Source organism: Moheibacter sp., assembly GCF_049672845.1.
GTDB lineage: Bacteria > Bacteroidota > Bacteroidia > Flavobacteriales > Weeksellaceae > Moheibacter.
On the sequence record NZ_JBATWT010000011.1, the window covers coordinates 235534 to 248974 of the forward strand.

A 13441-nucleotide genomic window follows, 5' to 3' on the forward strand; every position below is an offset into this window, starting at 1 on the left:
TTAGATATTAAACCGCTTGTTTTTTATTGCTCACCAACCAAAGTCCGATAAAAGTCAGTAAGCCGTTTAATACAATTAATTCCACTCCGATTCTGTATTCGGAATAATTAATAAATAATTCGTTGATCGTATAAGTAATGACTGGTGCAATCAAAGCAACGCTCAGAATCGCAAATTTCAGTGAAATTGTCCGTTTGGTCAGAATTCCGAATGCAAATAATCCGAGTAAAGGGCCATAGGTATATCCGGCGACATTCATAATCAAATAAACAATCGATTTATCATTGATCCATTTGAAAATCAAAATCAATAAAAAGAAAAGTAAAGTAAACACAAGATGAACCGTAATCCGGGTTTTCTTCTTTTCCTTTTCCGAGATTTTGTCGTTTTCATTCATTTTCAATAAGTCCACACAAAATGAACTTGTAAGGGAAGTCAAGGCACCGTCGGCCGAGGGGAACAAAGCCGAAATCAACCCGATAATGAAAATCACCGCAATGAACAAAGGAAAATAACCTTGAAGCGATAAGGCCGGAAAAAGGTCGTCGCCCATGATGTTTTGAATTTCTCCCGATGAATTTAAAAATCCAAATACACCATCGCCATAAACCGCACCGTTTTGCATCGCATAGAGGTAAAGCAATCCGCCCAAAAACAAAAAGGCAAAATTCACAATCAAAAGTGTACTGGCAAAGGTCAGCATATTCTTTTTGGAATTATATAAATTGTCCACGCTGATGTTTTTCTGCATCATTTCCTGATCCAATCCCGTCATCGCAATCGTGATGAACATACCGCCCACCAAGGTTTTAAGGAAAAAAGTAGCCGAATTCCCATCGAAATTCATCAGATGTGTATAATTGTATTCGGCTAATTTGGCATAACCTTCCGAAGCTGACATATCCAATTGCGTCAAAACATAAACGATACAAATCACAAGGCTCAAAAGCATAAAAGTAGTCTGCAGCATATCGGTTACCACAATGGTTTTCACACCGCCTTCATACGTATAAAGAACGATCATCAGAAGAATGATCAAAGTGGTCAGCCAGAAAGGAATTCCAATCTGATCCAATAAGAATATTTGTAAAACATTGATGACCAGAAACAATCGGGCAGTGGCGCCGATGCTTCGCGAAATGATGAAAAAAATTGAACCTGTTTTATGCGCTTCGAGGTTGAATCTTCGGCCTAAATACGTATAAATCGAAGTCAAATTCATTTTGTAATAAAGCGGAAGAAGTACAAATGCCACGATGAAATAACCGAGGAAGAACCCGATGACCATCATATAATATTCAAATCCGCCATAAACATATTCCGTTCCCGTCAGTTTTCCTACCGTTCCCGGAACCGAAATAAAAGTCACGCCACTCAGACTCGTCCCGATCATCCCAAATGCCACCAGCCACCATTTACTCTTTCGGTTTCCGATAAAAAAAGACTGATTATCAGAATTTTTACTCGTTCGGTAGGCGATGTATAATAATCCAATAAAATAGATGACTACACATATCAGAATGATGTTTGAGTTCATATCTCGTTTTAATTTCATTCAAAAATAGTATTTTTGGGCAAAATGAAAGACTCATACACAAAGTTTCATAAAGAGACGGAAAGCAGAATATTTTTAATCCAATGAATTATCCAAGCAAAGTTTTAGAGCGTGCAGTGGAGGAAATGTCCCATCTGCCGGGAGTAGGAAAGCGAACTGCTTTGCGACTTGTACTTCATATGCTTCATCGGCCTGCTTCCCAAACCGAAAATCTCGCAGAAGCGCTCCAGCATTTAGTGCAGGACATACAATATTGCGAAAAATGTCATACGATTTCCGACGCACCAATTTGTCAGATTTGTGCGAATCCGCTTCGGGACTCTTCGCTGATTTGCGTAGTGGAAGACGTGCGCGATGTGATGGCGATTGAAAATACCGGACAATACAAAGGCGTTTACCATGTTTTGGGCGGAAGAATTTCGCCAATGGATGGAATAGGTCCGGGGCAACTTTACATTGATTCGCTTTTAAAAAGAATTGAAAACGAATTAGTTGCTGAGATTATATTCGCACTTAGTTCAACTATGGAAGGTGATACCACTGCCTTTTATTTGTACAAAGTTTTGAAAAATACGCCGGTTAATTTCTCTACCATTGCCAGAGGAATCGGCGTGGGAGATGAACTCGAATATGCCGACGAAGCCACGCTCGTGCGTTCGATTCAGAACCGAATTCCTTATGTTGAATCAAATTAAAAAAATGAAAATCTCTGTCATTATCGTAAGTTACAATGCCCGTTATTATCTGGAACAATGCCTGCACAGTGTGGAAGCGGCTTTGCGAAATCTGGACGGAGAAATCATAGTGGTGGACAATGATTCACCTGAAAAACCAATCGGTTTCATTCGCGATAAATTCCCAAAGGTTCATTTCATTGAGTCCAAAGAAAATCTGGGCTTTGCCAAAGCCAATAATTTAGGTGTGGAAAAAGCAAAAGGCGAATATGTATTAATTCTAAATCCCGATACGCTGATTCCTGAAAATTTATTTGATAAAATTCTTCCCTTTGCCGATGTGCATGAAAAAATGGGTGCGCTCGGGGTTCGGCTCATCGATGCCAACGGGAATTTCCATCCCGAAAGTAAGAGAAACATTCCCACGCTTCAGAATACTTTTGGAAAACTCTTTGGAACCTTGATTAGTAAAAAGAATTCAAAAGCTTATTATAAAACCGAAGTGGGAGAGTTTGAAGTAGCACCTGCCGAGATTTTAGTCGGGGCATTTATGCTTATGCGTCGCGAAATTTACCGGGAAGTCGGTGGATTTGATCCGCAATATTTCATGTACGGAGAGGACATTGATTTGAGTTATACGCTTGAATTGAAAGGATATACGAATTATTATTTCGGAGAAATTTCTGTGATTCATTACAAAGGTGAAAGCACCCGAAAGGACGGGAAGTATTTGAAAATATTTTTTGGTGCGATGGAGATTTTCATCGGGAAATATTACAAAGAAAAAACTTTTCAGCATCTACTTTTCAAAACCGGACTTAAACTTCGCTATCAATGGGCCAAACTGAACGGCGCTTTCAAACCGGAAGACAAAAAGAAAAGGGAAGAGGTAAAGTCGATTTCTCCCGAAGCGATTCAATCTGCTTCCGATATAAAAGATTCTTCAAAAGAAATCCTTTTGTACGGACAAATTTTCAGCTATAAAGATTTGCTTGAAATCATCTCCGAACATTCAAAACCCGGAAGGCAGTTTTTCATTCGCCCGAAACATATGGAAGTGGTAATTGGCGATGGCGGAGTGTGGGAGGAGTAAGAGTTTAATTTTTAATAAAAGGCAGCGTACCTACGGCACGCGCGAGCTGTAAATAATTTTTATTCAACAAAGCGATAGTGCCTATGGCACATTTTATTGAAATATCATTACTTTAAAATTTTTGAGATTCTTGCCTCATCGGGGCAAACGCTTTGTAATAAAAACCAATTGATGTAGAAACCGTTTTGGCGAGTATTTTTGCAATAGCAAAAATCTTGACAAAACCGTTTCAATTCATCAAATAACTACAACAAAAATTCCGTCCGGAATCGCTCCGAACGGAAATGTTTTATATCCGTTGTTCTAAACACCGGGCTTAATCAAATCGGAGTTTAGTAATGGAATTCATTAAAAATCTTATTGAGCTGAATCAGTCGGCTCTTGCGCAGTTGTTGGAGCAGGATTAAGCTGAGCAGAATCAGCAGTTTCGGAAACCTCAGTTTCAGCAGTATCTGCTTTCTGTACATGATGCTCTGAGTGATCCACATCCTCTGCTATTTCATCATAAGTTACAGGATAAACGCCTTTATTTCCCTTTGGAGTCGAATCACATGCTGCAAATAAAAAAGCGCCAACGATTAAAAGTCCTAATTTTTTCATGCTATTTTAAATTTCTTAATTATCTGTATTATTTTACAAAATTACTTTAATTCGGCAATTTTTTGGATACCTCCGCGTGTTTTATCTCCTAATTTCACAAAAAGCTCTGTATCAAGCGGTAAAAAGATATCCAATCGCGACCCAAATTTAATGAATCCGTATTCTTTTCCTGCTTTTGCTTCATCACCATCCTTGGCATACATCACAATTCTTCTGGCAACTGCTCCGGCAATCTGTCGGAATAAAACTTTATGATTGTTTTCGGTTTCAACTACAACCGTGGTTCGTTCATTCTGTTCAGAAGATTTCGGATGAAAAGCCACCAAAAATTTTCCTTTATGGTATTTCGTATAAATCACTTTTCCCGAAACCGGATAACGTGTTACATGCACATTTAAAGGCGACATAAAAATCGAAAGCTGTAAGCAGCGGCCTTTGATGAATTCATTTTCTTCCACTTCTTCAATGACCACTACCTTTCCGTCCACAGGCGCAATGATGTCTTTTGATGAAGATTCGCCGATACGTACCGGATTTCGGAAAAACCAGATGATAAATCCGTACAAAACCCAAATGGGAATGATCAAAAGCCAAATGAAATAGGCGGGGAGATACAGGAAAATTAAGATGCTCAATACCAAAAAGGTCAGAAAGAATCCGGCTAAAATAATATGTCCTTCTTTATGCAGTTTCATCTGATTAAATTTTAATTAATAATTCATTGGTCAGATGGAGTGCTTTGCGGATTCCCATTGTACAAATCACAGTTTTCATAAAACTTCAGTTAACAAGAGATACAAATAAACCATAGGGATTACAAATATAAAACTATCCAGCCTATCTAAAAAGCCGCCGTGTCCCGGAATTAGTTTTCCGCTGTCCTTGGCGTTGAACATTCTTTTTAATTTCGACTCAACTATATCGCCAATAGGAGCACAAAGTGCTACGATTGTCCCGATAATCAGCCAGTTAAATCGGCTTTCGGGAAAGATGAAAAACTCCAGAAGATAACCGGCAATGACGGTGAAAATAAATCCGCCGATGGCGCCTTCCCAAGATTTTCCACTTGAAATTTTGGGAGCTAATTTATGTTTACCCCAAAGACTTCCCACCACGTAAGCCATGATGTCACTGATCCAGATAAGAATAAATATCAATAAGATTTCGTTTGTAATGACTTCTTTTCCAAGATGATATTCAGTCAGCGGAATCGTAAGTGCAAGCGAAAAAGGAACTGCCAGATAGATCACACCGATGGTTGCTTTTCCGAATTCCACATAGAGTTCATTGCTCGAAAAGAGAATGGTGAAACAGGCCAGTAAAAACAAAACGGGACCTGCAAAACTAAGGGATTCCAAAACAAATGCGCTGTTTTGTCCAAATAAATAATCCGAAAAGAAATAAAAAACTCCGGCCGATCCCAGAAATGACAGTACAATGTATAATTTGTCTGAAAGTTCGGTAATGGAAACGTATTCAATAAAACAAAGAATGAAAAACAATGCCATCAGTCCGGCAAAAATCCAAGGTCCCGCTGTAGTGGCAAAAACAATCAACCCTATGTACAATGAACCCGAAACGATGCGGGGCAGTAAGTCTTTCATTCCCTAAATTTCTTAAAATTGTTCAACCAAAAGCAAATAAATGTTTTTTGAGTTGGCTGAAGAATCAAAATCGTGCATTTTCTTTCCTCTGAGTGAACTTATAGAAGGAATATTGTCACTTTTTACGGATTTGATTTTCTGCATACCTTCACTGATGTTTGAAACCAATTGTTTAGGTGAAGCAAAAACAATAAAATTTGGTGGAAGAGTGGAAAGCATGCGACCGTTTGTTTGGTGTGTGGAAACCATAATTGTGCCATCATAAGCAGCGAGATATTCACACTCAATGAACGAAAAATCAGCCTGATCATGTACACTCGAATGGTGCTTTACATTTAAACGGTTCAGATAGGATTTTAGATTGTCATCAAAACAATTCATCTTTTCAATCTGCTCGTTTTCAATGATGTCCTTCAGGTTTTCAAGGGCTTCTTGTTCGGTTTCGCAATAGAAGAAATGTCCGCCCCCGGCGATGAAGTTCTTGGTAAAAAGAACATCAATGGGTTCTTTGGTTTGAAAGGACACGAACTCCATATCAGAATCATCGTTTTCCGTTTCATCTGAGGTAGGGACAATCAGCTTTTTTATTTTTTTCCACATACTCATCACTCATGAGATTAGGCGAAAATACTAATTAAAATGAAAACTTTTAACAGTTTAGTCCTTTTTTTCAGCGGTTTCTTCTTGAATCAGTGTTTTTTTATCTCCTTCCGAACTCAGAGCTGATACAGCATTCCCGGGAGGATCCATATTCTCATCGTCTTCAAAAATCCTTTCGCCAAAAATTTCTACCAAATCTTCTCTGAAAATCACTTCTTTTTCCAGTAATTTCTCTGCCAATTGGTCTAATTTTTCACGATTGGAAACCAATAAATCTTTTGCTCTTTCGTATTGTGATTCGATGATATTTGAAACTTCCTGATCAATGGTTCGGGCTGTTTCTTCACTATAAGGCTTGCTGAATCCGTATTCGTTCTGACCGGTCGAATCATAATAAGAGACGTTTCCGATTTTTTCATTCAGACCATAGATGGTAACCATTGCCGAAGCTTGTTTGGTCACTCGCTCCAAATCACTAAGTGCTCCGGTTGAAATATCGCCGAATACAACTTCTTCAGCAGCACGACCTCCCATCGTCGCAGCGATTTCGTCCATCAACTGATCGGTGGTGGTAATCTGACGTTCTTCAGGTAGGTACCAAGCAGCACCCAGAGATTTTCCTCGCGGTACAATTGTTACTTTAACCAAAGGTGCAGCGTGGGGCAGAAGCCATCCGATGGTCGCATGACCGGCTTCGTGGTAAGCAATTCTGCGTTTTTCTTTTGGTTTGATTAATTTATTTTTCTTTTCAAGTCCGCCTACAATTCTGTCCACGGCGTCAAGAAAATCTTGTTTTTCTACGACATCTTTGTTTTTACGTGCAGCTACCAAAGCAGCTTCGTTACAAACATTGGCAATGTCCGCACCGCTGAATCCGGGTGTTTGTTTCGCCAAAAAGTCAGAATCTACATCGGTTCCGAGTTTTAAAGGTGTCAGGTGAACTTCAAAAATTTCTTTTCTTTCATTCAGTTCCGGAAGGTCTACATGGATCAGACGGTCAAAACGTCCTGCACGCATAAGTGCTTTGTCTAAAACATCTGCGCGGTTCGTAGCTGCCAGAACGATTACGTTTGTATCCGTCCCGAATCCGTCCATTTCTGTAAGTAGCTGGTTCAGCGTGTTTTCGCGTTCGTCGTTTCCGCCGGTGAAATTATTCTTTCCACGCGCACGTCCGATGGCATCAATTTCATCTATGAAAATAATGGCAGGCGCTTTGTCTTTTGCGTTTTTAAACAAGTCACGTACACGTGAAGCTCCTACACCTACGAACATTTCCACAAAATCTGAACCCGAAAGTGAGAAGAACGGAACTTTGGCTTCGCCTGCAACGGCTTTTGCCAAAAGGGTTTTACCGGTTCCCGGAGGGCCGACAAGCAATGCGCCTTTCGGGATTTTACCTCCAAGTCTTGTAAACTTCTCAGGATTTTTAAGGAATTCAACGATTTCTTCTACTTCTTCTTTTGCTCCTTCCAGTCCGGCTACATCTTTAAAGGTCACCCGGACTTTGTCGTTTTCGTCAAAAAGTTTCGCACGGGATTTCCCTATGTTGAAAATCTGCCCACCCGGACCACCACCCGCAGCGCCCAATCTTCGGAACATAAAATACCAGATGGCAACGAATATCAGCACCCAGATAATGATGTTCCAGAAAATACTGCTGAATTTATCCGGTGGAATATTGGTGTAATTCGTTTTTAAATTGTTTTCCTGAATTGCATTTTCAATTTCGGTTTCGAAATTGGCATTGTCAGCCACTATAAATGAATACTGTGGTGCAGCCTGTGCAAATGCCGACATATTAGAATTATCTTTGAAACCTTTAAATTCATCAAGTTTCAAAGCTTCATCGGTCAGGAAAACATCTACTTTGTTTTCTTCAAGATTAAGACGAACTGTCTTCACGTATCCCTGATTCAGGTATTCAAAAAAGGTTCCTCTGTCCAGACGCTTGGAATCTGTAGCCATGCTGCTTGAAAAGAACCAGAATCCAATTAATAAAAATCCCACTATGGCATAAATCCACATCGGGTTAAAAACATTGTTATTTGGTTTTTTCTGATTATTATCTTTATTGTTCAATTCGTGATTTTTTAAATGGTTATCGCTATTTCTTTGGCATCGCCCCACAAACTCTCTATGTCATAATATTCGCGGTATTCTTTCTGAAAGACATGCACGATGATGTTGGTATAATCCATCAAAATCCACTGTGCATTTTCTGTACCTTCTACGTGCCAAGGCTTTTCTTTTGTCTCTTTTCTGACTCTTTTCTCTACCGCTCCTGCAATGGATGAAACGTGTGTATTGGAATTTCCTGAACAAATGATAAAATATTCGCAAAATGCGTTTTCAATTTCTCTCAAGTCCAATAAAACAACATCTTCAGCTTTTAAATCGAGGATGGAATCAATTATGGTATCAATTAATGTCTTAGAATCTACTTTTTTACTCATTCAAACTTTTATAAGTTGCAAAATTAGTGAATTATCCACTACGGTGATAAGATTTTAAATAACTTTAGCTGCTAAATTAATTTCGGAAAACCGATGGAGATTTATCATTTCGAATCGCTTCCCAGCACTAATTCAAAGCTGCTTGAATTGTCCAAAAAAAATGCCAAATCATGGACGGTAGTTTCAACCTTTGAACAAACTGCCGGAAAAGGCTATTCAGGCAATCAATGGACTTCAGAGCCTAATAAAAACATTGCAGTTAGTGTGTTGATTAAGAGTGAGTTAAATTATAGTGAGCTGATTTATTTTAACCAATGGCTTTGCAATACGGTCGCAGAGTATTTAAAAAGATTTTCCGATGAAGTCTATGTCAAATGGCCAAACGATATCATCATCCACAATAAAAAAGTTTGCGGTATCTTGATTGAAACGCATAGGTCTGAAAGTCAGTTGAATATAATATCAGGAATCGGAGTAAATGTGAATCAAACCGATTTTAAATTGCTTCCAAAAGCCGGTTCGCTTGCCACTCAAACGGGTAAAGAATTTGATTTAGAGGAAATTTTGTCAGATTTACTGACAGAATTGGTAAGTTCTTATAGGCAAATTGAAAACAGAGAATGGGAAAATATATTTTCCAATTATAATCAGAATTTATTTCGATTAAATCAAGCTTCTGAGTTCATGATAAAGGAGGAGGAATTCGAAGCCATTATCAGAGGAGTCGATGAATCAGGGCAACTAATTCTTGAAAACGCTGCGGGAGAATTGATGAAATATCCGCATAAGTCAATTGAACTCATATATTAATTAAACTGATTATTTTATTAATAATTAATTTGTTATTAAATAATTTAATTTGAAATTCTAATTAGAGATCAAAAGTTTCATTCAATTTTTTTAGTTTTACCCTTTAAATCCAATAAAATGTCAGAAAAACTTTTTTACGCCATCAGAAGCGAAGATTTAAATTCGGTTAAGGAAATCCTGAAAAAGGATAAATCGTTGCTTCACGCAAAAGATCCTCGCGGTTCATCGCCTTTGTTACTTGCGACTTATTACGGCTACGAAGATCTCACAGAATATCTGCTGACTTTGAACCCTGATGTGAATGAAAAAGATGGTTCGGGCAATACAGCGCTGATGGGCGTTTGTTTTAAGGGGCACGAAGGAATTGCCAAAAAATTGCTGGAAGCCGGCGCAGATCCCAATATTCAAAATGCAATGGGTGGTACAGCGCTTTCTTTTGCAGCGATGTTCAACAAAGTTGGTTTGGTGCAGTTACTTCTTCAGCACGGTGCTGATAAAAACATCAAAGACAATCAGGGAGTGACCGCTCTCCAGCAGGCCGAACGTCAGGGTTTTTATGAAGTGATGGATTTTTTGAGATAAATTTATCGGGTAAAAATCAATTTCTTTTCAGTCGATAGTTTCTCATCAAAAGCATAATTACTTTCATTGAAAAGTTTGACTTCATCAAGTGTTGAAACATTGTTTTCAGCACAATAGCGAGCCATCATACCGCGTGCTTGTTTAAAAAATACCATAATGGGTTTAAGCTGTCCGTTTTTATAATCCAAAAACTCCACGTCGATTTTGGGCGATTTCAATTTTTTGTCGTCTAGTACTTTGGAATATTCTACACTGGCAAGATTCAACAGGATTTCGTTTTTCTTCAGTTTAGAATTTACAAAATCCGTCAGGGATTCTTTCCAAAATCCGTAAAGATTTTTTGAACCGTTTACGTCCAGTTTGCTTCCCATTTCCAAGCGGTAAAGCATAACTTTGTCACTTGGTTTAAGGATTCCATAAAGTCCAGAAAGGATGAAAAGATTATCGTTCAGATAGTTTTGAGCGTTTTCCGATAAAGTTTCAGCATCTAAACCCCGATAAACTTCGCCTTTGAAAGCCAGCGCAGCCGCAAGACTATTCTTTTTGGAAGGTTTGGTTTTCCAGTTTTGGTATCTTTCCAGGTTCATTTCGGCCAAATCTTTTGAAATCGACATCAGTTTTTCCAAATCCTTGGATTTAAGCGTTTTCAGCTTTTCCATAACCGTTTCGGATTGAGTCAGAAATTTAGGCGTTGTATTTTTATTCCAACTTCCTTCAGTTTCCAGCGACATTAACTTTGCGGGGGATAATAAAATTTTCATTTTACAAACATAAGGATTTGATAAGGGAGAATCGAATTCGATATATTGAAAATCCTTATAAATTCATTACAAAAACTCATTGATATCGCCTTTTCCTTCCCGGATGATCACAACTTCATCGCTTGAAAGATCGATAACGGAGGAAGCTACATTATCGCCCATTCCGCTGTCTACAACCAAATCCACCAGTTTGTCAAATTTTTCCGCAATCAGTTCAGGGTCTGTGGTGTATTCGATAATTTCGTCCTCGTCCTTGATGGAAGTTGAGGCAATCGGATTTCCAAGTTTTTCCACAATCATCTGCGGAACCAAATGATCGGGGACTCTGATTCCGACAGTTTTTCGGTTTTTATACGTATTGGGTAAATTATTGGAAGCTTCCAGCACAAAGGTAAAAGGGCCGGGGAGAGCACGTTTCAATAATTTGAAATGCGAATTCGAAATCGGTTTGGTGTAATATGCCAAATGGCTCAAATCATTGCAGACAAATGAAAACTGTGCTTTTTCGGGTTTTATACCTTTCAGCCGACAGAGTTTATCCATGCCTTTTGCATTTGTAATATCACATCCCAGGCCGTAAACAGTATCGGACGGATAAATTACCAGTCCGCCGTTTTTCAGGACTTCAATGATTTGTTCGATTGCTCTTTCGTGAGGGTTTTGCGGATGTACTTTGATAATTTTTGCCATGATTTTAACTTTTAATTCAGAATCAGATTGATTTACTTGTAAAGATAAACATTCCGATAGATTTGGGAATAAATCCCCGAAAACTAAATTTGTCCGTTATTTTTTCTTGTCCACTACCGGTCGGTTTTCGGCATTGGCCAATTCCCAGGCGGTTGCAAAAACCAATCTTGTGCGTTTGGCAAGCAGATCATAATTGATTTTGTCGGGCGTATCGGTGGGTTTATGATAATCGGGATGAACACCATTGAAATAAAAAATAATCGGAATATTATTTTTGGCAAAATTATAATGGTCGGAACGATAATAGAATCGGTTCGGATCATTTTCATCATTGTAAGTATAATCCAGCTCCAGATTGATATATTTCTGGTTGGCACTTTCGGAAAGATTGTGCAAATCCGTACTCAGTTTGTCTGAACCAATTAAATAAACATAATCCGGCTGGTTCAGATGTTTGTCGTCCACACGTCCGATCATATCGATGTTAAGATTGGCAATTGTATTTTCCAACGGAAAAACAGGCTGGACATCGGTATAATATTTAGACCCTAAAAGCCCGATCTCCTCTGCGGTTACGTGAAGAAATAAAATCGAACGTTTAGGACGAAATCCTTCTTTTTCTGCTTTTTTGAAGGCTTTGGCAATTTCCAGAATCGCAACACTTCCCGAACCATCGTCGTCTGCACCGTTGTAAATTTCTCCGTCGTGGACGCCTACATGATCATAGTGTGCTGAAATTACCAAAATTTCCTTCGGTTTTTCTGAACCTTCAATAAATCCCAAAACGTTTTCAGTGTCTTTTTTAATTCGCGGATAAGTATTGGCCGGAATGTGCTGATAATATTGAGTGACAAACGGACTTTCGGGCGAATCAATTTGGTTTTGAATGTAAAAATCCCGGATGTAAGCCGCAGCTTTTTTTTGTCCTTCTTCGCCAGTATTTCTCCCTTCAAATTCATCCGAAGCAAAAATGTACAAATGGTCTTTCAAAGTTCCCGATTGGATCGATTGAATGTATCGGGGCACTGCTTTGTCATAATCTTCCTTTGAGTAATTTTTTTGAGGTGAACACTGAATGATAAAAGCGCTGACAAGAAAAATTAAGCCTATAGATTTTTTCATATAAATTGGGATTTCAATCAAAATTAATTAAAAAAAGAAGAATTAGTGAAAATTAATCATCAAAACGCGTATTGGCAATATGACCAATCCATTCTATCCATTTTATCGTGTCTTCGGCTGTCATTTTGTGCGCAAAGCGAACGGCTTTTCTGGCCATTTGTGGTGTCTGACCTAAGAGAATTTTAAGCGTGAGATCATCTCCTTTTTCGGCAGCACTTATGGATTTATCAAAATGTTGAAGATATTCTAACGCAAACTTGTTGATTTCGCGTGTACTGAATTCCGGCATCTGGTATTTTTCCATCAATGCTTTTTCTTCAGCGGTAAATCTCTGCGTACTGCACTGAACAAAAGAAACAGTGAAGAGAAGAAGGAGAATGTAAGTTTTCATACACGAGGATTTAACCAAATATATAAATTTATTCCAACAAAAAATCCCGCTGAAAAGCGGGATCGGTAAAAAATCTTAATGCTTGGAATTATTGTCCTGAAGCAGCCTGAGCGATTTTTTGTGACCACTCAACCCATTTCTGAGCATCATCAGCAGTCATTTTTTGAGTCCATTCAGACGCTTTTTTAGTCCATTCTACACTTTTTGCAGATAATTCCTGGATTTTTGCGGCATCACCAGACTTGGCAGCAGCTGAAACTTCGTTGAAATAAGCAGCATATTCTTCAGCAAATTTCTGAATTTCAGGACTGCTGAACTGAGGAACGTCTGCAACAGCAGCTGCAGCATTGTCAACAACTTCAGCAGCGTCTTCAGCTGTAGCAGTTGCATCTTCTGTTGCCTGTTCAGTTGCATCCTCGACTTTTGCTTCTTCTTTTTTACATGAAGTTACAGTTACTAATCCGATTACGGTAATTGCCAAAAAAAGTTTTTTCATTTTATAATTT

General features: G+C 38.6%; 16 protein-coding genes. 4 read left to right on the forward strand and 12 right to left on the reverse strand.

Features of this window, described 5'->3' with window-relative positions:
- Window positions 1-7 precede the first annotated feature (7 nt).
- The gene (locus tag WBF63_RS05120; protein WP_424368756.1) at window positions 8-1537 is read right to left on the reverse strand and encodes a sodium:solute symporter; all 1530 of its coding nucleotides are present in this window, start codon (window positions 1535-1537) and stop codon (window positions 8-10) included.
- Window positions 1538-1638: 101 nt separating this feature from the next.
- Between WBF63_RS05120 and recR the strand changes: the two genes are divergently transcribed.
- Together recR and WBF63_RS05130 are read left to right on the forward strand one after the other, a co-directional pair.
- Window positions 1639-2250 carry a recombination mediator RecR gene (gene recR, locus WBF63_RS05125; protein ID WP_424368626.1) on the forward strand — a complete coding sequence of 204 codons (612 nt, stop codon included), beginning with the start codon at window positions 1639-1641 and terminating at the stop codon, window positions 2248-2250.
- 4 nt (window positions 2251-2254) lie between these two features.
- Window positions 2255-3322, forward strand: a complete 1068-nt coding sequence (locus WBF63_RS05130) for a glycosyltransferase family 2 protein (protein ID WP_424368627.1) — start codon at window positions 2255-2257, stop codon at window positions 3320-3322.
- A 357-nt stretch (window positions 3323-3679) separates the two neighbouring features.
- On the opposite strand, the gene WBF63_RS05135 is transcribed toward WBF63_RS05130, so the two are convergent.
- From WBF63_RS05135 to rsfS, 6 genes are all read right to left on the reverse strand, one after another.
- The gene (locus WBF63_RS05135) at window positions 3680-3922 is read right to left on the reverse strand and encodes a hypothetical protein (RefSeq protein WP_424368628.1); all 243 of its coding nucleotides are present in this window, start codon (window positions 3920-3922) and stop codon (window positions 3680-3682) included.
- Window positions 3923-3963: 41 nt separating this feature from the next.
- Window positions 3964-4617, reverse strand: coding sequence for a phosphatidylserine decarboxylase family protein (locus WBF63_RS05140; protein WP_424368629.1), 654 nt, complete (start codon window positions 4615-4617; stop codon window positions 3964-3966).
- 75 nt (window positions 4618-4692) lie between these two features.
- On the reverse strand, window positions 4693-5526 hold the full coding sequence (locus WBF63_RS05145; RefSeq protein ID WP_424368630.1) for a phosphatidate cytidylyltransferase: 834 nt from the start codon (window positions 5524-5526) through the stop codon (window positions 4693-4695).
- Between the two features lie 12 nt (window positions 5527-5538).
- Complete coding sequence (locus tag WBF63_RS05150; protein WP_424368631.1) at window positions 5539-6132, reverse strand: LUD domain-containing protein; 594 nt, start codon at window positions 6130-6132, stop codon at window positions 5539-5541.
- 51 nt (window positions 6133-6183) lie between these two features.
- On the reverse strand, window positions 6184-8151 hold the full coding sequence (gene ftsH / locus WBF63_RS05155; RefSeq protein WP_424368757.1) for an ATP-dependent zinc metalloprotease FtsH: 1968 nt from the start codon (window positions 8149-8151) through the stop codon (window positions 6184-6186).
- Window positions 8152-8216: 65 nt separating this feature from the next.
- The gene (rsfS, locus tag WBF63_RS05160) at window positions 8217-8579 is read right to left on the reverse strand and encodes a ribosome silencing factor (protein ID WP_424368632.1); all 363 of its coding nucleotides are present in this window, start codon (window positions 8577-8579) and stop codon (window positions 8217-8219) included.
- Window positions 8580-8672: 93 nt separating this feature from the next.
- On the opposite strand from rsfS, the gene WBF63_RS05165 reads away from it, so the two are divergent.
- Together WBF63_RS05165 and WBF63_RS05170 are read left to right on the forward strand one after the other, a co-directional pair.
- Entirely contained in the window at window positions 8673-9389 is a 717-nt protein-coding gene (locus tag WBF63_RS05165; RefSeq protein WP_424368633.1) for a biotin--[acetyl-CoA-carboxylase] ligase, read from the forward strand.
- 117 nt (window positions 9390-9506) lie between these two features.
- Window positions 9507-9971, forward strand: coding sequence for an ankyrin repeat domain-containing protein (locus WBF63_RS05170; RefSeq protein ID WP_424368634.1), 465 nt, complete (start codon window positions 9507-9509; stop codon window positions 9969-9971).
- Between the two features lie 2 nt (window positions 9972-9973).
- On the opposite strand, the gene yaaA is transcribed toward WBF63_RS05170, so the two are convergent.
- From yaaA to WBF63_RS05195, 5 genes are all read right to left on the reverse strand, one after another.
- Complete coding sequence (gene yaaA, locus WBF63_RS05175; RefSeq protein ID WP_424368635.1) at window positions 9974-10732, reverse strand: peroxide stress protein YaaA; 759 nt, start codon at window positions 10730-10732, stop codon at window positions 9974-9976.
- Window positions 10733-10798: 66 nt separating this feature from the next.
- A complete protein-coding gene (locus tag WBF63_RS05180; protein ID WP_424368636.1) occupies window positions 10799-11422 on the reverse strand; it encodes an L-threonylcarbamoyladenylate synthase in 624 nt (207 codons plus the stop codon).
- A gap of 96 nt (window positions 11423-11518) precedes the next feature.
- Window positions 11519-12544 (reverse strand): M28 family metallopeptidase, encoded by a 1026-nt coding sequence (locus WBF63_RS05185; RefSeq protein WP_424368637.1) that lies wholly within the window; start codon window positions 12542-12544, stop codon window positions 11519-11521.
- Between the two features lie 52 nt (window positions 12545-12596).
- Window positions 12597-12935: a hypothetical protein gene (locus tag WBF63_RS05190; RefSeq protein WP_424368638.1), complete on the reverse strand. Its 339-nt coding sequence runs from the start codon at window positions 12933-12935 to the stop codon at window positions 12597-12599.
- 88 nt (window positions 12936-13023) lie between these two features.
- Window positions 13024-13431, reverse strand: coding sequence for a hypothetical protein (locus tag WBF63_RS05195; RefSeq protein ID WP_424368639.1), 408 nt, complete (start codon window positions 13429-13431; stop codon window positions 13024-13026).
- Between the last annotated feature and the right edge of the window lie 10 nt (window positions 13432-13441).